This window comes from Lysobacter yananisis, assembly GCF_031199375.1.
GTDB lineage: Bacteria > Pseudomonadota > Gammaproteobacteria > Xanthomonadales > Xanthomonadaceae > Lysobacter > Lysobacter yananisis.
The window spans coordinates 4263059-4287949 of sequence record NZ_CP133568.1 but is presented as its reverse complement, the minus strand read 5'-3'; the positions used below and the strand labels follow the sequence as shown (position 1 = coordinate 4287949).

22 protein-coding genes and 1 pseudogene are annotated in these 24891 nt (G+C 69.8%); 7 read left to right on the top strand and 16 right to left on the bottom strand.

Going from position 1 to position 24891, the window contains the following annotated elements:
• The first annotated feature begins 243 nt into the window (after positions 1–243).
• The gene (eruA, locus tag RDV84_RS17960) at positions 244–4221 is read left to right on the top strand and encodes an NACHT domain-containing antiphage protein EruA (protein WP_309151110.1); all 3978 of its coding nucleotides are present in this window, start codon (positions 244–246) and stop codon (positions 4219–4221) included.
• 108 nt (positions 4222–4329) lie between these two features.
• On the opposite strand, the gene guaA is transcribed toward eruA, so the two are convergent.
• The 3 genes from guaA to folD form a co-directional block, all read right to left on the bottom strand.
• A complete protein-coding gene (gene guaA, locus RDV84_RS17955) occupies positions 4330–5895 on the bottom strand; it encodes a glutamine-hydrolyzing GMP synthase (RefSeq protein WP_309151109.1) in 1566 nt (521 codons plus the stop codon).
• Positions 5896–6010: 115 nt separating this feature from the next.
• Positions 6011–7468 carry an IMP dehydrogenase gene (guaB, locus tag RDV84_RS17950; protein ID WP_057947887.1) on the bottom strand — a complete coding sequence of 486 codons (1458 nt, stop codon included), beginning with the start codon at positions 7466–7468 and terminating at the stop codon, positions 6011–6013.
• Between the two features lie 149 nt (positions 7469–7617).
• Positions 7618–8508, bottom strand: coding sequence for a bifunctional methylenetetrahydrofolate dehydrogenase/methenyltetrahydrofolate cyclohydrolase FolD (gene folD / locus RDV84_RS17945; protein WP_309151108.1), 891 nt, complete (start codon positions 8506–8508; stop codon positions 7618–7620).
• 182 nt (positions 8509–8690) lie between these two features.
• Here folD and RDV84_RS17940 point away from each other — a divergent pair, with 182 nt between their 5' ends.
• A complete protein-coding gene (locus RDV84_RS17940) occupies positions 8691–9017 on the top strand; it encodes a DUF1244 domain-containing protein (RefSeq protein WP_250449919.1) in 327 nt (108 codons plus the stop codon).
• Between the two features lie 387 nt (positions 9018–9404).
• Here the strand turns inward: RDV84_RS17940 and RDV84_RS17935 are convergent, their stop codons facing one another.
• Positions 9405–10451, bottom strand: coding sequence for a DUF2272 domain-containing protein (locus RDV84_RS17935; protein WP_309151107.1), 1047 nt, complete (start codon positions 10449–10451; stop codon positions 9405–9407).
• A 284-nt stretch (positions 10452–10735) separates the two neighbouring features.
• Here RDV84_RS17935 and RDV84_RS17930 point away from each other — a divergent pair, with 284 nt between their 5' ends.
• A complete protein-coding gene (locus tag RDV84_RS17930) occupies positions 10736–11533 on the top strand; it encodes an alpha/beta hydrolase (protein ID WP_309151106.1) in 798 nt (265 codons plus the stop codon).
• Positions 11534–11612: 79 nt separating this feature from the next.
• Positions 11613–11993, top strand: coding sequence for a RidA family protein (locus RDV84_RS17925; protein WP_057947892.1), 381 nt, complete (start codon positions 11613–11615; stop codon positions 11991–11993).
• Positions 11994–12153: 160 nt separating this feature from the next.
• On the opposite strand, the gene aroQ is transcribed toward RDV84_RS17925, so the two are convergent.
• The 3 genes from aroQ to RDV84_RS27400 are packed head-to-tail and all read right to left on the bottom strand — an operon-like array spanning position 12154 to position 14051.
• Positions 12154–12726: a gamma subclass chorismate mutase AroQ gene (aroQ, locus tag RDV84_RS17920; RefSeq protein WP_309151105.1), complete on the bottom strand. Its 573-nt coding sequence runs from the start codon at positions 12724–12726 to the stop codon at positions 12154–12156.
• A 25-nt stretch (positions 12727–12751) separates the two neighbouring features.
• Positions 12752–13927 carry a molybdopterin-synthase adenylyltransferase MoeB gene (moeB, locus tag RDV84_RS17915; protein ID WP_309153749.1) on the bottom strand — a complete coding sequence of 392 codons (1176 nt, stop codon included), beginning with the start codon at positions 13925–13927 and terminating at the stop codon, positions 12752–12754.
• Positions 13896–14051, bottom strand: coding sequence for a DUF6053 domain-containing protein (locus RDV84_RS27400; protein WP_486624522.1), 156 nt, complete (start codon positions 14049–14051; stop codon positions 13896–13898). Before RDV84_RS27400 ends, moeB begins: the two co-directional genes overlap by 32 nt.
• On the opposite strand from RDV84_RS27400, the gene RDV84_RS27395 reads away from it, so the two are divergent.
• Together RDV84_RS27395 and RDV84_RS26795 are read left to right on the top strand one after the other, a co-directional pair.
• Positions 13990–14187 carry a DUF6053 domain-containing protein gene (locus RDV84_RS27395; protein WP_486624509.1) on the top strand — a complete coding sequence of 66 codons (198 nt, stop codon included), beginning with the start codon at positions 13990–13992 and terminating at the stop codon, positions 14185–14187. The two genes, RDV84_RS27400 and RDV84_RS27395, sit on opposite strands and share 62 nt — an antisense overlap.
• Positions 14103–14279: pseudogene (locus tag RDV84_RS26795) on the top strand (DUF6053 domain-containing protein); the annotation flags it as partial. The gene RDV84_RS27395 and the pseudogene RDV84_RS26795, both read left to right, overlap by 85 nt.
• Positions 14280–14293: 14 nt before the next feature.
• Here the strand turns inward: RDV84_RS26795 and RDV84_RS17910 are convergent.
• The 9 genes from RDV84_RS17910 to ndk all read right to left on the bottom strand — a co-directional run bounded on the left by RDV84_RS17910 (position 14294) and on the right by ndk (position 23834).
• Positions 14294–15514: a molybdopterin molybdotransferase MoeA gene (locus RDV84_RS17910; protein WP_309151104.1), complete on the bottom strand. Its 1221-nt coding sequence runs from the start codon at positions 15512–15514 to the stop codon at positions 14294–14296.
• Positions 15515–15659: 145 nt separating this feature from the next.
• A complete protein-coding gene (gene mobA / locus RDV84_RS17905; RefSeq protein WP_057947896.1) occupies positions 15660–16256 on the bottom strand; it encodes a molybdenum cofactor guanylyltransferase in 597 nt (198 codons plus the stop codon).
• A 340-nt stretch (positions 16257–16596) separates the two neighbouring features.
• Complete coding sequence (gene der, locus RDV84_RS17900; protein WP_057947897.1) at positions 16597–17997, bottom strand: ribosome biogenesis GTPase Der; 1401 nt, start codon at positions 17995–17997, stop codon at positions 16597–16599.
• A 338-nt stretch (positions 17998–18335) separates the two neighbouring features.
• On the bottom strand, positions 18336–19583 hold the full coding sequence (gene bamB, locus RDV84_RS17895) for an outer membrane protein assembly factor BamB (RefSeq protein ID WP_057947898.1): 1248 nt from the start codon (positions 19581–19583) through the stop codon (positions 18336–18338).
• Positions 19583–20212 (bottom strand): YfgM family protein, encoded by a 630-nt coding sequence (locus RDV84_RS17890; RefSeq protein ID WP_057947899.1) that lies wholly within the window; start codon positions 20210–20212, stop codon positions 19583–19585. The genes bamB and RDV84_RS17890 overlap by 1 nt, the downstream gene beginning before the upstream one ends.
• Positions 20213–20378: 166 nt before the next feature.
• A complete protein-coding gene (locus RDV84_RS17885) occupies positions 20379–21203 on the bottom strand; it encodes a helix-turn-helix domain-containing protein (protein ID WP_057947900.1) in 825 nt (274 codons plus the stop codon).
• A complete protein-coding gene (gene pilW / locus RDV84_RS17880) occupies positions 21203–22054 on the bottom strand; it encodes a type IV pilus biogenesis/stability protein PilW (protein WP_057947901.1) in 852 nt (283 codons plus the stop codon). The genes RDV84_RS17885 and pilW overlap by 1 nt, the downstream gene beginning before the upstream one ends.
• Positions 22044–23219: a dual-specificity RNA methyltransferase RlmN gene (rlmN, locus tag RDV84_RS17875; RefSeq protein ID WP_057950141.1), complete on the bottom strand. Its 1176-nt coding sequence runs from the start codon at positions 23217–23219 to the stop codon at positions 22044–22046. The genes pilW and rlmN overlap by 11 nt, the downstream gene beginning before the upstream one ends.
• A 189-nt stretch (positions 23220–23408) precedes the next feature.
• Positions 23409–23834 (bottom strand): nucleoside-diphosphate kinase, encoded by a 426-nt coding sequence (ndk, locus tag RDV84_RS17870; RefSeq protein WP_078995781.1) that lies wholly within the window; start codon positions 23832–23834, stop codon positions 23409–23411.
• Positions 23835–24131: 297 nt separating this feature from the next.
• Between ndk and RDV84_RS17865 the strand changes: the two genes are divergently transcribed.
• The gene (locus tag RDV84_RS17865) at positions 24132–24752 is read left to right on the top strand and encodes a TetR/AcrR family transcriptional regulator (protein WP_057947903.1); all 621 of its coding nucleotides are present in this window, start codon (positions 24132–24134) and stop codon (positions 24750–24752) included.
• Positions 24753–24891 lie beyond the last annotated feature (139 nt).

Sequence of the window (24891 nt, the reverse complement as noted above, 5' to 3'; positions counted from 1 at the left end):
GCGCAAGGCGCAAGGCCCGAACGGTAGCGCCGGGGCCGCAGCGCCGGCGCGTCCGCGATCACACAAACCGCTGGCCGTGTTCTGTTGCAGCGCCGCAATGCGCGGCGTTGCGTCCGCGCACGCCCGCCGCGGCTCATCGCAACCCTCGCCGATGCGCCGGCCCGCTCCGGCAAAACGTAAAATGTCCGCGCCGCGCCGGGCGCACCGCCCGCCAGCCCGCCCCGAACGAGAATGCGACGCCCCATGAAGCATGGATTGCTCGACAGAACGCTTTGGCATCAAGACGAACATGGACGCAAGATCGAGGTCGCACAGCAGCGGCTGGTCGATTTCGCCGAACCCGTGGTCGTTCTGGGCGAAGCCGGGATGGGCAAATCCAGCCTGCTCGGCGAACTGGGAAAACTGCCGGGCTACGCCGGTTGCACGGCACGGCAGCTGATCAATCGCGCCGATCCGCGCAGCCTGCTCGGCGACGCCACCACCCTGGTGATCGACGCGCTCGACGAAGTCTCGACCAGCCGCGAAGGCGACGCCGTGGACGCCGTGCTGCGGCGCCTGGGCGAAATCGGCTGTCCGCGTTTCGTCTTGTCGTGCCGCAGCATCGACTGGCGCAGCGCCACCGGCGCCCAGGCTATCGAGGAACAATACGAGCGCGCACCGCTGCAACTGCACCTGGAACCGTTGACCGACGCACAGGTGCTGGCATTTCTGGGCGATCGCATCGGCCCCGACCGGGCCGAAGCCGCGGCCCGACATTTCCAGTCGCTCGGCCTCGACGGCCTGCTCGGCAATCCGCAGTCCCTGAGCATGATCGCCGACGTCGTCGCCGGCAGCGACTTGCCGAAAACCCGCGACGAGCTGTTCTCGTTGGCGATCACCAAACTCGTCGACGAGCACAACGATGCCAAACCCGTCCAACGGCTGCCGCGGGAGGCCCGTCTGGCCGGCGCCGGCGCCGCCTGCGCCGCACTGATCCTCACCGGCCACGAAGCGCTCGCGCGTCGCGCCGCGGCGAATCTGGAAGACGGCGATCTGGCGCTGGCCGAACTCGACCGGCTGCCGGACGGCGAGCATGCCTGCGTCGCGCTGGCTTCGCGCCTGTTCAAAGCCGCCGGCGACGAGCGCTTCGGCTACGTGCATCGCCGTATCGGCGAGGACCTGGGCGCGCGCTGGCTCGCGGCGCAGGCGGACACCCCGCGCAAGCGCCGGCGTCTGCTGGCGCTGTTCCACCACCAAGGACTGGTACCGTCGAGCCTGCGCGGCATGCATGCCTGGCTAGCGCAATCGCCGGCATTGGCTCCGGCCGTGATTGCGGCCGATCCCATGGGCGTCATCGAGTACGGCGATGTCGCCGCGCTGGACACGACTCAAGTCCGCGGTCTGCTCGAATCGCTGCGGAAGCTGGCGCTGATCGATCCGCATCTGAACCAGTGGCGCGCTTTTGCGGTGCCGGGAGTGGCGCGGATGGAACTGCTCGACGAGTTGCGCTGTGCGGTCGCGTCCGAGCCCGAGCCGTTCGGGTTTCGCCTGATTGTGCTGAAATCGTTGGCGCGGACGCCCGCCGCAGCGGCGATGGCCGCAACGCTGCAATCCCTGGTAGTGAACGGCGACGGTTACTTTGCCCTGCGCCGCGCGGCAGCACAGGCGCTGGCCGACGTGCTGACGCCGGCCGCGTGGCGCGACATAGCGCTCACTCTGCTGGACCAGGACAGCGAAGATTCGACGCGGCTGGCGCTGGAAATCATGCCCATGGTCGACTACGCCCCGTTCGAGGACGAGTTGATCGTCGACATCGCCATCGCCGCAGTGCGACGCAACAGGCGCTTGGCGAGCGTGCTGTATGAACTGGAACACCGGCTGCCCGACGAACGCATCGCGTCGGTGCTGGAGCGGCTCGCGGTCGCCCTGCCGGAACCTCGGGGAGCGCACGACTACGACGCCCGCCTGCCGTTGAACGATCTCGTTTATCATTTGATCGCACGCCAGCTCGTCGTCTCCCGGCCCAGCGCGGAGACGCTTTTGCGCTGGCTGCAGCCTGTCGGCTCAGACGATGGTTACGATCGCGAGCCGCGCATCGCTTTGCAACAGCACCTCATTGCGGAAACCGCACTGCGCCGGGATGTGCAGAGCCTCGCGTTGCTCGACGGCACCGGGGAAGATCACGCGCTCCTGCGGCACACGCAGTTGATTCAATATTCTCTGGGACTGGAGTGCTCGGAAGACGACGTAGTCGCATTGCTGGAACGCTATTCGCCGCGCGACGAACAAGACCCGCGATGGCGGGAACTACTGCAGCTGATCCCACACGGCCCGGACAAGGGCAACCGGGCCCGCGCCACCGCGCAGCGCTTCGCCGCGGACGATCCCGAGGCGCGCGAATGGATCGAGCGCCTGGGCCAGCCCGTTGCCATGCCCTTGGATCAGCGGCGCGAACAACGAAAAGAGCAACAACGCGTCGAACGCGCCGAACGCCACGCGCAACATCGCGAGCATTTCGCCCAGCGCGTCGAACCAATGCGGGCCGGTGCCCCCGCCGATCTGACCAGCCCGGCCTCCGCCTACCTGGGCATCTACCACGACCTCGACAAGGATCTGCCCGCACCGGAAAGGCTGCAGCAATGGCTGGGACCTGATCTCGCCCAAGCCGCCCTGCTGGGGTTTCAAGCCTTCCTTCTGGCCCCTGAGCACGCGCGCGACCGGCACGCGATCGAGCGTGACCTGTTCGAGGACAGCGGTTACCCCGCCGCGCAAGTGCTGATCGCCGGACTGGCCGAGCGCCACCGGCTCGCAATCGGCCTGGACGATCTGCCCGACGACATCCTGTTCGCCGGCTTCGTCGAACTGCACCGCAACGGCAGTCAGGTTCGTTACGGACTGGCGGAACTGCAGCAAGCCGTCGTCGACGCGTTGCGCGCGCGTTCGCTCTGGGCCGAGGCCTTGCGGATCGCTTGCGAACCGCAGCTGCGCGCTGGACACGAGTACGTGCTCGGCCTCACCGGCCTCTTGAACGGCGAGGAAGACCCCGAACTGATCGATCGGTTGGCCGCCGAATGGCTGCATCGGTTCGAGAGTCTGCCTTGGCGGATCGAGGAGGCGCTCATCGAGCGGTTGCTCAAGCGCGGCCAACGCGAGCCGCTCAAAGACCTCGTCCAGCGAGCCGCTGTCGACGTTCCCAGCGATCGCAGCCAAACATGGGACGCGATCGATCTGATCGTCGATTTCGAAGCCGCGGCCGCCCGGTTGGACGCGACCGGCATGAATCCCGGCCTGTTGTTCGAGATCCGCGACCGCAGCTTCGAAGATCGTGGTGCGCGCGACCCGGGAACCGTGATCTGGAGCCCGGCGCAACTCGAATGGATCGTCTCCCGCTTTCGCGGGTTGTGGCCGGTCGTCCCGCTTCCCGAGGACGGCTGGGTCGGCGACCGCAACCCGTGGGACGCGGTCGTCTATCTGCGCGACCAGATCCGCCGTCTGGGTAACGACACCAGCGACGCCGCGCGCGCTGCGCTCGCGCGCCTGTGCGAAGCGCCCGCGGACGATTACAGCGAAACCTTGCGCAGCGTGCGCACGGAGCAACAGCGAACCCACGTCGAGTCGCACTACGCGCCGCCGGAACTGGAGGTTCTGGCCCAGGTGGCGAACGATAAGACTCCCAACAGCGCGGCCGACCTGCAGGCATGGCTGCTGGAAGAGTTGGTCGAGGTCCAGAAAAAGATCCGCAGCGACGATGCGGAATCCTGGAGGGGCTTCTACGACAGCGAAGAGCCGCGCAACGAAGAACAGTGCCGCGACCATCTGATGGGCCTGCTGCGCCAGGGTACGCCCGGTGTCGAGTACGCGCCCGAGGGACACGTAGCGGCCGACAAGGAGGTCGACATCGCCTGTTCGGCAGGAAAACTGCGTCTGCCGATCGAGATCAAGGGGCAGTGGAATCGCCAGTTGTGGACCGGCGCCGACGAGCAGCTCGACCGCCTGTACACCAGCGACTGGCGCGCCGACGGCCGCGGTATCTATCTGCTGCTCTGGTTCGGCGAGCAGGATACGGCGAGCAAACGCCTGGTCGGTCCCGGCAAGGGCTCGCCGCTGCCGGCCACGCCGGAACAGGCCCGGCAACTGTTGATCGAGCGCAGCGCCGCGGCGCGCGAAGGCCGCGTCGAAGTCGTGGTGCTGGACGTTTCGCGCCCTGCCGCGATTGCCGCCAAACCGAAGGGAAGCCGCTGACGCCGGCAGGCGGTATCGCGCGAAACCGCGGCAGCCGAAACGATCGAGGCGCCCTCAGGCGCCTCGATGCGTTGGGTCGGTCATTCCCGAACCGTCAGTCCCGATCGGTCACTCCCACTCAATCGTCGCCGGCGGCTTCCCGCTGATGTCGTACACCACCCGCGACACGCCCGACAGCTCATTGATGATCCGGTTCGACACCGTGCCGAGGAAGTCGTACGGCAGGTGCGCCCAGTGTGCGGTCATGAAGTCGATGGTCTCGACCGCGCGCAGCGCGATCACCCACTCGTAGGCGCGCGCGTCGCCGACCACGCCGACCGACTTGACCGGCAGGAACACGGCGAACGCCTGGCTGGTCTTGTCGTACAGGCCGGCCTTGCGCAGTTCGTCGATGAAGATGTGGTCGGCCTTGGCCAGCAGGTCGGCGTAGTCGCGCTTGACCTCGCCGAGGATGCGCACGCCCAGGCCCGGGCCCGGGAACGGGTGGCGGTAGACCATCTCGCGCGGCAGGCCGAGTTCGACGCCGAGGCGCCGCACTTCGTCCTTGAACAGCTCGCGCAGCGGCTCGACCAGGCCGAGCTTCATGTCCTCGGGCAGGCCGCCGACGTTGTGGTGGCTCTTGATGACGTGGGCCTTGCCGGTCTTGCTGCCGGCGGATTCGATCACGTCCGGGTAGATGGTGCCCTGCGCCAGCCACTTGGCGTTGGCGAGCTTGTGCGATTCCTCGTCGAAGATCTCGACGAACAGGTTGCCGATGATCTTGCGCTTGGCTTCCGGGTCGCTGACGCCGGCGAGCTTGTCGAAGTAGCGGTCGGCGGCGTTGACGCGCACGACCTTGACGCCCATATGCTCGGCGAACATCGCCATCACCTGGTCGCCTTCGTTGTAGCGCAGCAGGCCGGTGTCGACGAACACGCAGGTCAGCTGGTCGCCGATGGCCTTGTGCAGCAGCGCCGCGACCACCGAGGAATCGACGCCGCCGGACAGGCCGAGGATGACCTCGTCGCTGCCGACCTGCTCGCGCACGCGGGCGATCTGGTCGTCGATGATGTTGGCCGCGGTCCACAGCGTCTGGCAGCCGCAGATGTCGACCACGAAGCGGCGCAGCAGGGTCTGGCCCTGCTTGGTGTGGGTCACTTCCGGATGGAACTGCACGCCGTACCAGCGGCGCGCGTCGTCGGCGAACGCGGCGATCGGCACGCGGTCGGTCTTGGCGGTGACCACGAAACCGTCCGGCGCCTTCGACACGTGGTCGCCGTGGCTCATCCACACGTCCAGGCGCGGCGGCGAACCCGGATGATCCTTGAGCCCGTCGAACAGATGGTCCTGCGCGACCAGTTGCACTTCGGCGTGGCCGAACTCGCGCTGGCCGGCGGCCTCGGTGTCGCCGCCGAGCTGCTTGGCCATGGTCTGCATGCCGTAGCAGATGCCCAGCAGCGGCAGGCCCGCGTCGAACACCTGCTGCGGCGCGCGCGGCGAGCCGTCTTCGGTGGTCGATTCCGGGCCGCCGGACAGGATGATGCCCTTGGCGCCGTAGGCCTCGATCTCGGCCGGATCGTGGTCCCAGGCCCAGATCTCGCAGTAGACGCCGAGCTCGCGGATGCGGCGGGCGATCAGCTGGGTGTACTGGGCGCCGAAATCGAGGATCAGGATTTTGTCGCTATGGATGTCCATGGGCCAGAAACGAGTCAAGAGGAGTGAGAAACGAGAGAAGTCGAAAGCGGGGCCGGAATAGTCGAAGAGGAGCGGGACACTCGTTCCTCACTCCTCTTCGCTCGTTCCTGCGGCTTCATCCCGCCCGGTAGTTCGGCGGTTCCTTGGTGATCTGCACGTCGTGCACGTGGCTCTCGCGCGAACCGGCGTTGGTGATGCGCACGAAGCTCGGCTTCTTGCGCATCTCCTCGATGGTCGCGCAGCCCACGTAGCCCATGGTGGCGCGCAGGCCGCCGGCGAGCTGGTGGACCACGCCGCCGAGCGAACCGCGATACGGCACGCGGCCTTCGATGCCTTCCGGCACCAGCTTGTCGGCGTCCGAGGCGTCCTGGAAATAGCGGTCCTTGGAGCCCTGCTCCATCGCGCCGAGGCTGCCCATGCCGCGGTAGCTCTTGTAGCTGCGGCCCTGGAACAGCTCGATCTCGCCCGGAGCTTCCTCGGTGCCGGCGAACAGGCCGCCGACCATCACCGACGAGGCGCCGGCGACCAGCGCCTTGCCGATGTCGCCGGAGTAGCGGATGCCGCCGTCGGCGATCAGCGGGATGCGGTCCTGCAGCGCCTCGGCGACCATCGCCACGGCGGTGATCTGCGGCACGCCGACGCCGGCGACGACGCGGGTGGTGCAGATCGAACCGGGGCCGACGCCGACCTTGACCGCGTCGGCGCCGTGATCCATCAGCGCCAGCGCCGCGTCGCCGGTGACGATGTTGCCGCCGATCACCTGCAACTGCGGGAAGCGCTTCTTGACCCACTGCACGCGATCGAGCACGCCCTGCGAATGGCCGTGCGCGGTGTCGACCACGATCACGTCCACGCCGGCCGCGGCGAGCGCTTCCACGCGCGCTTCGGTGTCGCCGCCGGCGCCGACCGCGGCGCCGACCAGCAAGCGCTCGGCGCTGTCCTTGGCGGCGTTGGGGTTGTCGGTCTTCTTCTGGATGTCCTTGACCGTGATCAGCCCGCGCAGCTCGAAGCCGTCGTTGACCACCAGGACCTTTTCGATGCGGTGCTTGTGCAGCAGCTGCAGCACTTCCTCGTCGTCGGCGCCCTCGCGCACGGTGACCAGGCGGTCGCGCTTGGTCATGATGTGGCGGACCGGATCGTCGAGCTTCTTCTCGAAGCGCATGTCGCGGCTGGTGACGATGCCGACCAGCTGGCCGCCGTCCACGACCGGCACGCCGGAGATGTTGCGCGCGCGGGTCAGCTTGAGCACTTCGCCGATGGTGGTCTCGGGGCCGACGGTGAACGGCTCCTTGATCACCCCGGCCTCGAACTTCTTGACCTGGGCGACCTGCGCGGCCTGGGCCTGCAGGCTCATGTTCTTGTGGACGATGCTGATGCCGCCGAGCTGGGCCAGGGCGATGGCCAGGCGGGCCTCGCTGACGGTGTCCATCGCCGCCGACAGGATCGGCAGGCGGATCGACAGGTCGCGGGTCAGGCGGGTGGAGAGGTTTACGTCCTTAGGCAGGACGATCGAATGCGCGGGGACGAGAGAGACATCGTCGTAAGTCAGCGCTTCAGCCTGGATGCGCAGCATAGGCGGGCCCGGGAGGATGAAGCGCGCCATTCTAACCCGAAACCGCTCCGCTCCGCTCGCCGCGCGGGCGGAAAGCGACGTTCCGCGGGTGGCGTGCGAGGGGCCCGTTAAGGCTTGCCTGGCGGGCCCGGGAGCCCGCCGGGCGGCCTTCAGTCCTGCCCGGCCGCCTTGTCCGCCGCCTCGGCCGCTTCCAGGGTGTTCTGCATCAGCGTGGCGACCGTCATCGGCCCGACCCCGCCCGGCACCGGCGTGATCCAGCTGGCGCGCTGCGCGGCCGCGGCGAAGCCGACGTCGCCGACCAGGCGGCCGTCGTCGAGCCGGTTGATGCCCACGTCGATCACCACCGCGCCCGGCTTGACCCATTCGCCCGGGATCAACCCCGGCCGGCCGACCGCGACCACCAGGATGTCGGCGTTGCGCACCGACTGCTCCAGCACCGCCTGCGGGGTGAACTTGTGGCAGCTGGTGACGGTGCAGCCGGCGATCAGCAGCTCCAGCGCCATCGGCCGGCCGACGTGGTTGCTGACCCCGACGATGGTCGCGCTCTGCCCGCGCACCGGGCGGTCGGTGTAGCCCAACAGGGTGGTGATGCCGCGCGGCGTGCACGGGCGCAGGCCGAACTGGCGCAGCATCAGGTGGCCGACGTTTTCCGGATGGAAGCCGTCGACGTCCTTGCGCGGGTCGATGCGGTGGATCAGCGCGGTGGCGTCGCGGCGGTCCGGCAGCGGCAGCTGGACCAGGATGCCGTGCACCTCGGGGTCGGCGTTGAGCTTGTCGATCAGCGCCAGCAGCGCCTCGTCGCCGGGATCGGCCGGCAGGTCGTAGTCGATCGCGCGGATGCCGACCTTCTGCGCGGCGCGGCGCTTGTTGCGCACGTACACCGAGGAGGCCGGATCGCTGCCGACCAGCACCACCGCCAACCCCGGCCGCGACAGGCCGCGGGCGACGCGCTGGTCGACCTGGGCCTTGAGGTTGTCGAGCAGTTCCTCGGCGATGCGCTTGCCGTCGAGGATGCGGGCCGGGTGCGAAGGAGGCGTCATGCGGGCTCGGCTGCGGTAGAGTCGGGCCGCGCATTATCGCCGATCCGGCCGGCCGAATTTCGCCGGCGCGCGCATTTCGCCGATGCAGCGCGCGGGCCCGCCGCGCCGGCCGCCGCGCGCCGCGGCCGCACCGGCCCGTTCTCGCCCCTCCCCGTCCAGAGCACCGCCATCAGAGCCCCGCCATGACCCCGACCGACCCCACCGCCGTCCCGGACGCCGCCACCGAAGCCCTGCAGGCCGCCGCTTTCCGCCGCCTGCTCGCCCACCTGATGCACGAGCGCCGCGACGTGCAGAACATCGACCTGATGATCCTGGCCGGCTTCTGCCGCAACTGCCTGGCCGACTGGTACCGCGACGCCGCCAGCGAGCGCGGGATCGAGTTGAGCAAGGACCAGGCGCGCGAGGCGATCTACGGAATGCCGTTCGCGCAGTGGAAGGCGCAATACCAACAGGAAGCGACGCCGGAGCAGTTGGCCGCGTTCGAGGCGGCGCAGAAGCGGCACGGCTGAGAGCGATTGCGCGCGGTTGCGGCTCCTGCACGGCCCCTGCGCACCGCCTCCCCACCCCGTCGTTCCGGCGAAAGCCGGAACCCATTTTGATCTTGCTTCTGCAGTTGTGGGAGCAAAAGCAAAATGGATTCCGGCTTTCGCCGGAATGACGGGGTGGAGGGAAGCGAGGCAGTAACGGAGCGACGCCGCAACGGCCGCCCCCTGTAGGAGCGGCGCAAGCCGCGACCGCGAAAACCGAACCGCTGCGCAGGCACGAGATGCCCGTCCCCGCCGCCCGCAAAACAAACCCGGCACGCACGCAAGACATCCAGCCGCCGCCGTCGCATCGTTCCCGCAGTCGCGGCTCGCGCCGCTCCTACAGGGGTACTGCGCGACCTCGCAGCGATCTCAATCCTGCACCGGCGCCTGCCCCTGCGGCTGCAGCGACGGCGCATTCGGATTCGGGCAACGCGGGATTCCCGACCCCACCACGCAGTTGATGCAGCACCCCGACGGCTGCTGCGACGGCGCCTGCTGCGGCGCGAACAGCGGCTGCGGCGGCGCCAGCGTCGCCAGGCTGGCATCGGGCTTGAGCTTGAGCAGCGCCGCCCAGTCGAGCTTGTTCATGTCGCAAGCCGTGGCGGTGTCGGGCGAGCATTCCACCTGGGTTTCGCTGCGCAGCGGCAGCGGCCAGAACTGGCCGTTGCGGTTGACCGCCATCAGCCGCATGGTCGCGCCCTGCTGGACGTTGCCGCCGATCAGGTAGGCCTTGCCGTCGTTGTCCGGACTGACCGCGACGACGACGTCGCAGTGCATCGCCAACGAACCGTTGCCGCTGTCGAGCGCGGCGATCAAACCCTGGTAGCCGTACACGCGCGTGCTCGAGCGCACCGCGCACAGCAGATCGCCCGGCGCGGCCGCGGCGCTGGCCGGGTCCAGGTACAGGAACGGGCTCTGGTCGGGATTGCGATAGGCCTCGCGCACGTAATCGTAGTGGCTGGCCGAAGGGCGGAAGCCCGGCACCGCGGCCTTCATCATCACGTAGGACACGAACGCGGCCGACCACGGATTGTCGACCAGGAAGGCGCGGCAACCCTGGGTCGAATACGCGCTGCCGAACGGATCGAAGCATTGGTCGGCGCCGGCGAAACCGCTCATGCGCTGGAGCAGGCCGGTCTCGCGCCAGTAGCCGGCGGTGCGGCGCCAGGTTTCGGTGGCGCCGTCGGCCAGGCGCGCGTTTTCCGATTCGCTCACCGAGGCGCTGGCCAGGCGGCCCTGGATATCGATGAAGGGCCGGTACCACAGCAGGTTCTCGCTGCACGCCGCGGCCGCGACGCGGGTCGCGGCCTGGGCCGCGCCGCCGAGGTTGCGCAGCGACGGGCAAGCGTCGGCGGCGCGGGCCGCGCCCCAAGGCGCAAGCAACGCCGACACAGCGGCCAGGATGGGCAAAACCACAACGAAACTGCGGGGCATGCGGCGATCTCCGGTCCATCGCGGCGTCCGCGCGGGGGCGCGCAACGCCGGGGTTGTCATGCGGGAAGGTTGGCGCGATCGCGCATCGGCCCGCCCGCGCCAGCCTAGCGATCTTCCGTGCAAGTCGCGTGAGCGCGCGATGGCCGCCACGCGCCGCTGGCGGCGCGCGTGCCCGCGGGGTATCGTCGCAACACGCACCATGCGCCCCACGGCCGCCTGCGGCCGCCCGGCGCTTTCCCGCACCGCATTCCAGGGCCCACGCATCGATGGCACGCAACCCCCGCCTGTTCCAATCCTTGGCCGCGATCGCCGGCGTCGCCGCCGCCGGCTACGTCAGCATCTGCGGCTGGATGTACTTCAAGCAACGCGACCTGATGTATTTCCCGCAGAACACCCGCCTCGGCGCCGACATGACCGACTACACGGTCGAGCGCGGCGACGCGGTGCTGCGCGGCTGGCGCCTCAACGCCGGACGCGAGAAGGCGCTGATCTACTTCGGCGGCAACGCCGAGCGCATCGAGAACATGCGCGAGACCCTCGCCCAGTGGTTCCCCGACCGCACCATCTACCTGCTGTCCTACCGCGGCTTCGGCGCCAGCGACGGCGCGCCGGCGGAGCCGGAACTGTTCGCCGACGCGCTGGCGATCTTCGACCAGGTCGCGCGCGAGCATCCGCGCCAGCCGGTCTCGGTGATCGGCCGCAGCCTCGGCAGCGGCGTGGCCAGCTTCGTCGCCGGCAAGCGCCCGGTCGAGCGCCTGGCCCTGGTGACCCCGTTCGACAGCCTCGGCGACACCGCCCAGGCGCACTACCGTTGGCTGCCCACGCGCTGGCTGGTGCGCGACCGCTACGATTCGATCGCCAACCTGCGCGGCTACTTCGGTCCGATCCTGGTGGTGCGCGCCAGCAACGACGACGTGATCCCGCCGCCCAACACCACCCGCCTGGTGCACTCGCTGCAGACCCGCCCGCAAGGCGTGGAAGTGGTGCAGCTCAGGGGCGCGGACCACCACAACATCGGGACCTATCCGGAGTACGGCCAGGCCTTGAGGGAGTTCATCGACTAGCGCGGGATTCCGGCGGGCGCGGGCGACGACCTCGCCCGCACCGCGCGCGGCCGCTCGCGCCTCACTTGGAGGACGCAACATGCACATGCAGATGCAACGCAGGGCGATCCAACCCAACGACGTGTCGTACGCGCAGGCGCACGAGATCAGCGGATTCCGACGATTGCTGTTCATCAGCGGCCAGTTGCCGCAATGCGAGAAATGCATCCTGCCCAAGGACTTCGAAGGCCAGTGCCGGCGCGCCTGGGCCAACGTCGAGCAGCAGCTCAAGCAGGCCGGGATGGATTTCAGCAACCTGGTCAAGGTCACCACGTTCCTCAGCGAACGCCGGCTGCGCGAACGCAATTACGAGATCCGCCGCGAAGTCCTCGGCGAACACACGCCGGCGCTGACGGTGATCATCGCCGACCTGTACGAGGAAGGCTGGATGGTCGAGATCGAGGCGATCGCGGCGGACTGAGCGCAGTCCCGCGGCGGTCGCACGACGGCGCCGGATCGCCGGCGCCGTAAGCGGCGCTTCGAATCATCTAGATGCGCGAGTTGCAACGACGTCGTCCCTTCGCCGTCGTTGCGACACAAGCCGCAATCCCTTTTCGCCGTTGCCCTTGCCCGCTCCAGCCTCAAGGCGACCGGCACAAATCCCCGAACGCGCGCGCCAACGCGGTGCGATGCAATTCGTCCAGCCGATGGCGCCTGGCCGCACGCTTGCGCGCATCGGACGCGCGCCGCGCGCAATCGTCTCCGCTCCCCTGGCTCAGCGCCGCCGGCAGCGCGTCCAGCAACTGCGCGTTGATCGCGTCCAGCTTGGCCCGCACCGGCGCCAGATCGACCGCGGCGCCGGCGCGCCCGGGTTCGGCCAGCAGGCGGTACTGCACAAGCTTGTTGGCTTCCATCTGCGCGCGGAAGAACGCAGCCGTCGGCTCGGCCGGCAACGCGCGCGCCGTCGCCTGCTCGCGCACCCGCGCCAGTTGCTCGCCTTCGCGCTGAGCGTCCTCGACCGGTTTGCCCGAGGCGCGCTTGCTCGCCGCGACCGCGTCGGCCAGCAGCAGGCGCTGCGCGCTGAGTTCGGCGACGCGCTCGAAGCCCGATGGCGTCGGCGACTGCGCCGCCGCCGGCAAGGCGATCAGCAGCGCCGCCGCGGCGAGCGCCGTCGCAAGCCAACGGCACCGTAACCTCATCGCTTGCGCTCGCATCGTCGTCCTCCCGCGGCGTCCGCGCTCACGGCGCGGCGCAGAACGCCTGGTAATCGATATAGCCCGGAAACGCGCGGCCCGCCGCGCATACCGGGCATTCGGGGTCCGGCCGCAACCGGGTTTCGCGGAAACGCATGGCCAGCGCATCGAAATGCAGCAGCCGCCCGGCCAGCGATTCGCCCAGACCGAGGATCAGCTTGACCACCTCGGTCGCTTGCACCAGCCCGATCACGCCCGGCAGCACGCCGAGCACGCCGGCCTCGGCGCAGTTCGGCGCCGCCTCCGGCGGCGGCGGTTCGGGGAACAGGCAGCGGTAGCACGGGCACTGGCCACGATGGCGGCCGGCGTCGAACAGGCTGACCTGCCCTTCGAAACGATGGATCGCGCCGTACACCAGCGGCTTGGCCAGTTTCACGCAGGCGTCGTTGAGCAGATAGCGCACCGGGAAATTGTCGGCGCCGTCGAACACCACGTCGGCCTCGCCGATCAGGCGCTCGACGTTGTCGGAGCTGATGCGCTCGGCGAAGGTCTCTACCCGCAACCGCGGATTGAGCGCCTGCAGCGCGATCTTCGCCGACTCGACCTTGGGCATGCCGATGCGGTCTTCGGTGTGCAGGATCTGCCGCTGCAGGTTGCTGCGGTCGACCACGTCGTCGTCGGCCAGCACCAGGGTGCCGACGCCGGCCGCGGCCAGGTAGAACGCCGCCGGCGAACCCAGCCCGCCGGCGCCGACCATGGCCACGCGCGCGGCCTGCAGCTTGCGCTGACCGGCTTCGCCGACCTCGGGCAGGCGCAGGTGGCGCGAATAGCGGTCGTAGAAATCGATCTCGTCGGCGGACTGGCGTAGCGGCGCCAGCGGCAGGCCCTCGGCGATCCAGCGCGTGGTGCCGCCGTCGACCGAGGCCACGCGCGCGTAGCCGGCGTCGAGCAGCGCCTGCGCGGCGCGTAGCGAACGCGCGCCGCTCTGGCAGATCAGCACGATCTCGGCGCCACGGTCGGGCACGGTCGCGGCCGGATCGGCCTCGAGCGCGTCCTTGGCCACGCCGAGCGCGTGCTCGGCCTGCCCGCTCGCGCGCTCGTGCGCCTCGCGCACGTCGATCAGGACTGCGCCGGCCTGCTGGCGCGCGCGCGCCTGCGCGGGGGAAATCTGTTCGATGCTCATGCGCGGATTATCCGCTTTCGCGCGCCCCCTGGCAGGCAGGCGCGGGGATGCAGCGTTGCGTGGGTTGGCGGATGGCCGCTGTGGAATGGGCTTCAGCCCCGATGTCGTTGTGCCGGCTCGCCGCGACCGGGCCGGAGAGCGTCGGGGCTGAAGCCCCTCCCACAACAACTCAGCTGCGAACGCGTGCCGGCTCGCGGCGATCCGACCGCAAAGCATCGGGGCTGAAGCCCCTCCCACAACGACTCAGCTGCGAACGCGTGCCGGCGCGCGGCGATCCGACCGCAAAGCATCGGGGCTGAAGCCTCCCCACAACGACTCAGCTGAGAACACGTGCCGGCTCGCGGCGATCGGATCGGAAAGCATCGGGGCTGAAACCCCTCCCACAACAGCCACCGCCGGCGAACCTCAGCCGAGCGCGTACGGCCAGACTTCCATCACCGCGCCTTCCTGCAGGCGTTGCTCGCCCTCGGCCACCACCATCAGCGCATCCGAATCGGCCGCCGCGCGCAGCCGGTGCGAGGCGGTGGCCGGATTCGGGTCGACCCACAACACTCCGTCCTCGTCGCTGCGCAGGCGCGCGCGCACGAACTCGCGGCGCGGATGGCTTTTCTCGATCCCGCCGACCAATCGCGCCCGCAGCTTCGGCCGCGGCTCGACCCGGCCCTGCAAGCCGTCGATCAGCGCGCGCCCAAAACTCAGGTAGGTCGCCAGCACCGACACCGGATTGCCCGGCAGGCCGAGGCAGCGCGCCTGGTCCATGCTCGCCAGCAACAGCGGCATGCCCGGGCGCATCTTCACTTTCCAAAAATGGATGCGGCCGAACTGTCCCAGCACCGCCGGGATATGGTCCTTCTCGCCGGCCGACACCGCGCCGCAGGTGAACACCAGGTCGAACGCGCAGGCGGCATCGCGCAGGGCGATCTCGACCTGCCGGGGATCGTCGGGCAGGCGCGGCCATGCGGTCGGCTCCAGTCCGTCGGCGCGCAGCAGGCCCATCAGCAGTTCGCGGTTGCTGTCGTAGATCTGCCCGGGCCGCAGCGGCATGCCCGGCTCGACCAGCTCGTCGCCGCTGGTGAACACCGCCACCGTCGGCTTGCGCCGCACCGGCAGCGAGGACAGGCCGAGCGAGGCGGCCAGCGACACCCGCGCCGGCGTCAGCGCCTGTCCGGCGCGCAGCACGGTCTCGCCCTCGGCCACGTCCTCGCCGGCGTAGCGCACGTGGTGGCCGCGCTTGGCCTGCGGCACCCACACCCGGTCGCCGTCGACACGCACGTTCTCCTTGATCGCGACCGTGTCGGCGCCGGCCGGCAGCGGCGCGCCGGTGGTGATGCGCGCGCATTCGCCGGCGCCAAGCGCCAACCCGAGCGCGAGGCCGGCGAATTGCTCGCCGACCAGGCGCAGTTCGGTCTGCTCGCCGAGCAGGTCGGCATGGCGCAGGGCGAAGCCATCCATCGCGCTGTTGTCGAACGGCGGCAGCGACAGCGGCGCGACCACGTCCTGGGCCAGCACCCGGCCGTGGCAGCGCGACAGCGCAGGATGTTCGATCTCGAGGCGGTGCGCGGCGGCGACCTCGGCGGTCACGGCCATGGCCTCGTCGAACAGCAGGCCGGTGGGGAAATCAGTCATGGCGGGCTCTTGGGTGCGGTGCGCGGCGGAGTCGGGACGCAAGCCGGCCGGCGCTGGGCGGAACGGGCGATCACGCCATCGTCGGTGCGGTGGCAAGCGGGACGAACGGCCGCGTCGTCGCGCCGGCGTTGGGAGTGGTGGACGCTCATGCCATCGGATCGGCGTCGATACCGGCCGCGGCAAGATCGGCGGGCGTGTTGAGGTTGCCCAAGCGTAGGCCAGGCAGGCGCGCCATGGCCATGCCGAGCGCGGCCTGCAAGCCGCGCACCGCCAATTGCCGCTGGGCCAGGGCCGGCGCCAGTGCGGCGCGCAACGGCGCCACCGGCCACAACGCGAACAGCGGCTGCACGCCGTCGTCGTCGACGGCGTAGGCGCCCTGCCCGGCCTCGGCCTGGGCGGCAGCGAGCGCGTCCAGCAACCAGGGCCCGGCGGCGAGCGCATCGACCGGCAGGGTCAGCAGCCACGGCGTCGCGGCAGCTGCGGCCAGCGCGTCCAGGCCGCCGAGCGGGCCGAGATCGGGGCTGCGATCGACTACGGCGCGCAGGCCGTATTCGGCGTAGCGCTGCACGTCGCGGTTGGCGCTGACCAGCGTTTGCCCGGCGCAAGGCGCGAACGCCTGTGCCAGGCGCAGCACCTGGAATTCGCCGTCGCGTCGCAGCCAGGCCTTGTCGCGCCCGCCCAGCCGGGTGGCGCGGCCGCCGGCGAGCAGGCCGAGGGTGAGATCGGCGGGAGCGATGGGCATGCGCTGCGCGGTGGCCTGGGAAACGTCATTGTGCGCGCTCGGTGGCATCGGCGCTGGCGTCGGCGCTGGTGCTGGTGCTGGCGTCGGCGTCGGCGGCGCCGTCCACTGTCCACTGTCCACTGTCCACTGTCCACTGTCCACTGTCCGGCGTCCGGCGTCCGGCGTCCGGCGTCGGGTGTCGGGTGTCGAGACGTTGATGGGAACGCAAAATCAAAATGGATTCCGGCTTTCGCCGGAATGACGGATCGGAGGTTGCGTCTCCACGTCCCGTCATTCCGGCGAAAGCCGGAATCCATTCTGACGTCGCCCCCGGCTTCGCGAGCCGAACCGGCCGCCGCGCTTACTTCCCGCGCTTCACATGCCTAATCAAGCGCTTCTTCTTCGCCACCTGCCGCTCGGTCAGCACGTTCTTCTTGCCCTCGTACGGATTGCTGCCTTCCTTGAACACGAAGCGCACCGGCGTGCCGACCAGCTTGAAGCGCTTGCGGAAGAAGTTCTCCAGGTAGCGCTTATAGCTGTCGCTGAGGGTGCGCAGGCGGGTGCCGTGGACGACGAAGGTCGGCGGGTTGAGCCCGGCCGGATGGGCGAAGCGCAGCTTGGCCACATGCCCGCGCACCACCGGCGGCGGGTTGGTCTCGTAGGCGATCTCCATCGCCTTGGTGACCTCGCTGGTGCCGATCTCGGTGGTGGCCGAGGCGTGCGCGCGGTGGATCGCCGCGAACAGCTCCTTCAGGCCCGAGCCGTGCTTGGCGCTGATGCGCACCGGCTCGGCCCACTCGACGAAGGCGAGCTTGCGCTTGAGCAGGTTCTCGGTCTGCTGGCGCTGGTATTCGGTCTGCCCGTCCCACTTGTTGACCGCGATCACCAGCGCGCGGCCGGCGTCGAGCGCGTAGCCGAGCACGCTGGCGTCCTGGTCGGTCACGCCCTCGGTGCAGTCGAGCATGACCACCGCGACCTGGCACTGCTCGATCGCCTGCAGGGTCTTGATGATCGAGAATTTCTCGACCGCTTCCTCGACCTTGGACTTGCGCCGCACGCCGGCGGTGTCGACCAGCCGGTACAGGCGGCCGTCGCGTTCCATGTCGACCGCGACCGAGTCGCGGGTGGTGCCCGGCACGTCGGAAGCGATCATGCGCTCCTCGCCGAGCAGTCGGTTGACCAGGGTCGACTTGCCCACGTTCGGGCGGCCGATGAAGGCCACGCGGATGCGGTTGGGATCGTTGTCCAGCTCGGCGGTCGCGCCCTCTTCGGGCACGCGCGCCAGCACTTCGGCCAGCAGCTCGTCCAGGCCCTGGCGGTGCGCCGAGGAGACCGCGATGGCGTCGCGGATGCCGTAACGGGCGAAGTCGTCGATCGCCGCGCGCGCGTCGATGCCGTCGGTCTTGTTGACCACCAGCAGGGTCGGCCGCGAGGTCTTGCGCAGCCAGGCCAGGATCTCGTCGTCCAGCGCCGAGGCGCCTTCGCGGCCGTCGACCACGAACAGCACCAGGTCGGCCTCTTCGGCCGCGGCGCGCGCCTGGCGCGCGGTGGCGCCGGCCAGGCCCTGCTCCTCGCCGGCGATGCCGCCGGTGTCGACCACCGCGAACGCGCGCTGGCCCTCGGGCCGGCACACGCCGTAGTGGCGATCGCGGGTGACGCCCGGCTCGTCGTGGACGAGCGCGTCGCGGCTGCGCGTGAGCGCGTTGAACAGGGTGGATTTTCCGACGTTGGGGCGACCAACGAGGGCGACTAGCGGAAGCATGGTTGTTTGCAGCCGGGAATGAGGAATAGGAAGGGCGGCGCGGCGGCGGACGGATCCGCGCAGCGAACTCGGCCGGAAAGGCCGACATAGTGCCAGAGCGGGCGCGAAGACGCCTTCGCGCGGCGGGCGAACCCGGCCGGGCCGGAGCGCCAGGCGCCCGGCCCCGAAAACGAACGGCCCGGGACGGCTGCACGCCGCCCGGGCCGCATCACATCGTCTGCATGGCGAAGCGGCCGTCGGGAATCGGGACGCCGCCCCGGGTCCGGCCGGCGCGAGCGGCCTTCAGCCTCCGCGCCCCGCCTCGCCCGAACCGGCCTCTCAAAGCCCGGTGCCCGGCCTCACTGCAGCTTGAACGCGGTCAGCTCGCCCTTGATGTTCTGCACGATCGCGATGCCGTCGACCACTACCGGCGCGGCCTTGAGCGGCTTGCGGCCGGCGCGGGCGCGGGCGGCGAACTCGCCGGTCGACAACTTCATCCAGTGCACGTAGCCGTCGAAGTCGCCGACCAGGGCGTAGTCGCCCTGCACCGCCGCGCCGGTCAGGTCGCGGCGCGCCAGCGAGGGCTGCGACCACAACGCGGCGCCGCTGGTCTTGTCCAGGCCGAACACGGTGCCGGCCGGGTCGGCGACGATCAGCTTGTCGCTGGCCACGCCCAGGCGGCCGGCGCCGCCGTGCTCGCTGGCCCACATCGGCCGGCCGCTCGGCGCGTCGATCGCCATGGTCTGCTTCTTGAAGCTGGTCGCGTACAGCACCGTGCCTTCCAGCACCGGGGCGCCGTCGATGTCGGCCATGCGATCGAGCTCGCTGCGGCCGTCGGGCTGCGCCACCGGCACGTCCCAGGTCGAGCGGCCGTCGCTGGCGGCCAGCGCGCTGAGGGTGCCGTCGTCGTTGCCGACGAACACATAGCCCGGGCCCAGCGTCGGCGCGCTGTTGCCGCGCAGCGACAGGATCGGCACGTCGCGGTTCCAGAACCAGCGGCGCTCGCCGCTGGCGGCGTCGAAGGCGGTGACGCGGCCGTCGTTGGAGCGCACGAACACCATGCCCAGGCCGATGGTCGGCGCGGCGATCACTTCGTTGGGGACGCTGGCGGTCCACTTCTGCGCGCCGGTGGCCGCGTCGAGCGCGATCACCTCGCCGTCGAGGCCGCCGACCACGACCAGGCCGTCGCCGGCGCCGGGACCGCCGGACAAGCGAATCTCCTTGTCCTTCTTCTCGCGGTCCTTCTTGTCCTTGCGGGTCGGCACGAAGTGCCAGACTTCCTTGCCGGTCTGCAGGTCGTAGGCGTGCACGCCGCCCTTGATCGCCGCGGCGTAGACGCGGCCGTCGGCCACGGCCGGCGCCTGGCGCACGCCGATCCGGTCCTCGCCCTTGCCGGCGTTGACCGACCAGATCTTGTCGACCTTGACGCTGGCGGTGAAATCGACGAGCTCGGTCGGCTCGTTGGGCTTGCCGTCGTCCTTCTTCTTGCTGCCGCCGAACCAGCCCTTGACCGTCGAGCATCCGCTCAGGGCGAACGCGAACAACGCGGCGGTGGCGGCGACGCGCACGAAAGCGCCGCCGTGAGACCTCTTCTGGGCTTGGATCATTAAGACTTGGCCTCGGGCTTGGCCGGCGTGCCGCCGGCTTCGGTGAGCTTGAGTTCGAGCAGGCGGCGGCGCGGCGAGGCTTCGTCGAGCTTGGCCAGCGCGTCGGTGTATTCCTTGCGCGCCAGTTCCTGCTTGCCGAGCGCGAGCTGGGCGTCGCCGCGCACCTCGATCGCCAGCGGCTGGCTGGACTGCGCCAGCAGCTTCAGCGCCTCGGCCGGCTGCTTGGTGTCGACCAGCAGGCGCGCCAGGCGCTGGGAGACGATCTCGGCCATCGCGGCGTCGTCGGTCTTGATCGCGCGCAGGGTGGCGATGGCGGCGGCGCCCTGGTTGGCCTCGACCTGCTGCTTGGCGAGTTCCAGCGCGGCCAGGGTGTGGTACATGCCTTCCGGCAGCGCCTTGACCTTGGCTTCGGCGGCCTTGTCCTTGGCCTGCACCGCATCGACCGCGGACTGGTACTGGGCGGAGGCCTGCGCGTTCTGCTCGACCTGGTGGTTGCCCCACCACTTCCAGCCGCCGATCGCGGCCAGGCCCAGGGCGATGCCGCCGATCAGGCCGGCACCGTTGGCGCGCAGCCAGGACAGCACGCGTTCGCTTTGTTCGTGTTCGTCGAGCAGGTCGTCTATCGCCATGATGCGCCGTGGTTATGCTGCCTGGACGGCCCGACGCCGCGCATGGCGCGGCAGGCGGGCCGAACGGGCCATGTAAGGAAACAGGCCGGAATCAGGTCGGGAAAACCGGCCGCATCGCGGCCGGCCGGAAACCTGGAACGGAACGTTCGCGGACCCGCGACGCGGGTCAGTCGGAGACCGGCGCGAGGGAACCGTCAGAGGATAGCGTAAAGCGCGCCACGTTCGCGCGGCTGAACGGCGTCAGATCGACCGGTTGGCCGGCGTTTAGCACTTCCACCGCCGAGGTGTTGCCGAGCCGCACGTTGGCGACTTCGCCCGGGGCGTAGCTGCGTTCCTGGCCGGCGCCGAGGATGCCTTCCTCGAGCTTGCGGCCGTCGTTGCCGACGATCTGCACCCAGCTGTCGCCGCTGAACTTGAACGTCAGCGACTTCGCCGCGGTCGGCGCCGGCGCGGCCTGCGGCAGGCTCGGGCCGATCGAGGCGATGACCGGGGTGCGCTGCGGCGGGTCGCTGGCCGGACGCGCGGACTGCGCCGCATCGGCGCCGGCCGGCAGCGCGGCCATGTCCAGCGACTGCACCGCGCTGTTGCCGGCCGGATGGCGGGTGGCGATCCAGATCGGCACCGCGATCGCCGCGGTCATGACGATGTAGACGGCGCGGCGGGTGGTCTGTTCGAACACCCGGCGGTAGCGCGGGGTGTGGGTGTGGCTGACCAGCTCGGACGGCGCGGTCGAGGCGATCGGGCTGGCGACCAGTTGTTCTTCCAGGTCGACGCCGAGCAGGCGCGCATAGCTGCGCAGTTGGCCGCGCACGAACACCGGCGCGCCGATGCGGGCGAAATCGTCTTGTTCCAGCGATTGGATCGCGCGCGCGGGCATCTTCAGCTTCGCGGCCACGTCCTCGATGGACAGCCCCGCCGCTTCGCGAGCCTGTTTCAGACGCGCGCCGCAGCTTCCGCCGACTTCAGGCGCGAATTCGTTCGACTGCATCATCACTTACCGCCATCCCCCGATTCGGAGCCCTGCGCGTCAGGGAACTCCGCCCTCATTCGCTGAACGTATCTCGCGGCGGCAGCCCTGTCGCCGAGTTTTTCTTCGATTTGTGACGCAGTCATCAGCGCTTCAGCTGAAATAGGCTCAACGGCCAGACGGCGTTCAGAAAAGGCGCGCGCCTCGAAGGCCTTGCCCAGGCGCAACTGGCGCGCGGCCATCGCGCTCAGCGCGGTGGCGTTCTCCGGCTCCAGCGCCAGCGCCTGGCGCAGGTCGCGCTCGGCGCGTTCGCCCTCCCCGGCGCGATCGGCGCAGGCGCCGCTGTTGGCCAACAGCAGGGCCAGGTCGGTATAGGTCGGATCGACGCGGGCGCGGTCGAAATAGCCCAGCGCCTGGCCCGGTTGCTGGTTGGCGCACAGCCACACCGCGTAGTTGTTGAGCGCCGCGCCGCGTTCCGGCGCCAGCTCGGCGGCCTTGCGGTAGTGGCCGCCGGCCTCGGCGTTCTTGCCGTCGCGTTCGGCCATCACCGCCATCACGCTGTAGGCCTCGGCCGACTTCGGGTCGAGCTTGAGCGCCTGGCGCAGTTCGTCGCGCGCCTTGCCGTTGTCGCCGGCCTGCAGGTAGCGCTGCGCGGCCAGGACCCGGGCGGTGGCGGCAGCCTGCCCGCTCGCGGCGCGCTGGTCGTTCTTGAAATCGTAAGTGGGCCCGGTCGATTCGGAGCCGCGGCGCTCCAGGTTGGGCTTGATGAAGGTCAGGCGGTTGCAGCCGGCGGCGCCGGCCAGCACCAGCGCGGACACGACCAGGCCGCCGAGCAGGCGCGCGCGGGCCGAACGGATCGGCCGGTCAAGCGGCATCGCCGATCTCCCCGCCGCGGCCCGGGCCCTGGTCCAGCCCCTGCGCCTGCAGGCGCTTGCGGAACTCGGCCTGGCGTCGGGTACGGTCCATCACCTGGCCCTTGAGCTGGCCGCAGGCGGCGTCGATGTCGTCGCCGCGGGTGCGCCGCACCGGCGCGATCATCCCGGCCTCGTTGAGCAGCTTCTGGAACGCGCGGATGGCCGCGTCGTCCGGGCGCTCGAAACGGGTGCCGGGGAACGGATTGAACGGAATCAGGTTGACCTTGGCCGCGTCCTTCATCTGCACCGCGTTGTCGAACTGGCGCAGCAGGCGGACCAGCTGGCGCGCATGCGTGGGCTGGTCGTTGACGCCCTTCATCAGGGTGTATTCGAAGGTCACCGAGGTGCCGCGCTTGCGCAGCGCGTAGCGCACGCAGGACTCCATCAACTCGGCGATCGGGTACTTCTTGTTGAGCGGGACCAGCTCGCTGCGCAGCTCGTCGTTGGGCGCGTGCAGCGACACCGCCAGCGACACGTCGGACACTTCGCCGAGCTTGTCGATCATCGGCACCATGCCCGCGGTCGACAGCGTCACGCGCTTGTTGGCCAGGCCGTAGCCGAGGTCGTCGCGCATGATGCTCATCGCGCGCACCACGTTGTCGAAGTTCGCCAGCGGCTCGCCCATGCCCATCATCACCACGTTGGTGAGCCGGCGCTGCTGGTGCGGGACGTTGCCGAGATGGCGCGCCGCCACCCACACCTGGCCGATGATCTCGGCGGTGGACAGGTTGCGGTTGAAGCCCTGGGTCGCGGTCGAGCAGAACTGGCAGTTGAGCGCGCAGCCGACCTGCGAGGACACGCACAGCGTGCCGCGGCCCTTGTCGGGGATGTAGACGGTCTCGATCGCGTTCTTCGGGTCCATGCCGAGCAGCCACTTGTGGGTGCCGTCGGTGGAGGGCTTGTCGAACACGACCATCGGCGCGCGCACTTGCGCGTGCGCTTCGAGCTTGGCGCGCAGCGCCTTGCCCAGGTCGGTCATGCCGTCGAAGTCGGTGACGTAGCGGTGGTGGATCCACTTCATCACCTGGTGCGCGCGGTAGCGCTTCTCGCCCAGGCTGTGCTCGAAGAAATCCTCGAGCTGGGTGCGGTCGAGGTCGAACAGATTGGTCTTGCCGTTGTCGGGCACGGCGGCGACCGGCTTGGCCGCCGCCGTGGCCGGAACCGCTGCGACGGCGTCCGCGGCCGCATCGACGCGCACGGCGTCGATGCGCGTCTTGCCCTCGGCCTGCGCGTCGGCGGCGGAAGGGGCGTCGATGTTGTCGCGGATCTCGTTCACTGCGGTCTCGTGTTTGCTGCTGCGCTCAGCGTCTGGCGATCAGCGCGCGTAGACGTCGGTGGCCGGGAAGAAGTACGCGATTTCGATCGCGGCGTTCTCCAGGCTGTCCGAACCGTGCACGGCGTTGGCGTCGATGCTGTCGGCGAAGTCGGCGCGGATCGTGCCCGGCGCGGCGTCCTTCGGGTTGGTGGCGCCCATCAGTTCGCGGTGCTTGAGCACGGCGTTCTCGCCCTGCAACGCCTGGATCACCACCGGACCGCTGATCATGAACTCGACCAGCGCGGCGAAGAACGGACGTTCGCGGTGAACGGCGTAGAAACCTTCCGCTTCCTGCTTCGACAGGTGCTTCATCTTCGAGGCGACGACCTTGAGGCCGGCCTTTTCGAAGCGGGTGTAGATCTCGCCGATGACGTTCTTGGCGACGGCGTCGGGCTTGATGATGGACAGGGTGCGCTCCAGCGCCATGGAATCTCTCCGGGTAGGCGGGCCGCTTGCGGTCGGCCCTGAGAATAACAGAAAACCCGCGACGGGACGCGGGTTTAGCCGATATGGCTGCGGTAATTCTACATGCAAGCGCGGCGATTCGGGAGTGGGGACGACGCGCGAACGGGGCGTTTCCCGCCCTGCCCGGCTTTGCCGTTCGCCGCCGTCGGCGGCCCGACATACGCCACCGGATTGACCGCGGCCCGGCGCCCGGACTAGCATCAAACAAGCGTTTGATTCATGGCCACCCCTGGCCGCGTCCCGGAGCCGCCCGTCCGCATGTCCAGCACCGCCCATTTTTCGACCAAGGACCGCATTCTCGGCGCCGCCGAGGAGCTGTTCGCCCAGTTCGGCTTCACCGGCACCTCGCTGCGCCAGGTCACCAGCCGCGCCGACGTCAACATCGCCGCGGTCAACTACCACTTCGGCAGCAAGGAAAACCTGGTCAACGAGGTGTTCCGCCGGCGCATGGACGAGATGACCGCGCAGCGGCTGAGCGCGCTCAAGGCCGCGCTGGCCGAGCGCCCCGGCGAGCTGGAGCCGATCCTGGCCGCGTTCGTCGAGCCCGCCCTGGCCCTGGCCCAGGACCGCAACGGCGGCGGCGCCTTCGTCCGGGTCATCGCCCGCGCCTACGCCGAGAAGAACGACAGCCTGCGCAAGTTCCTGTCCGACCACTACGGTCACGTCCTGCGCGAGTTCGCCAAGGCCATCGCCACCGCGGTGCCGGGGCTGAGCAAGGAGGAACTGTACTGGCGCCTGGACTTCCTGGCCGGTTCGCTGACCTATGCCATGGCCGACTTCGGCCTGATCAAGCGTCCCGCCGGTGTCACCGAACAAGCGCACCGTGAACGCGCCGCGCGCGAACTGATCCGTTTCGCCGCCGCCGGCTTCAAGAGCTGAGCGGCGCAGGCGCCGGCCCCGGCGGGGGCCGCGCCGCCGGATCGCCGCAGCGCCGGCCCGGCCCCGAACCTCCCCGCCGCCGAACTCCCCCGCCACGCACCACTTTCCGCGTTACCTGAAGCCGCTTTGCGCAGCGCCA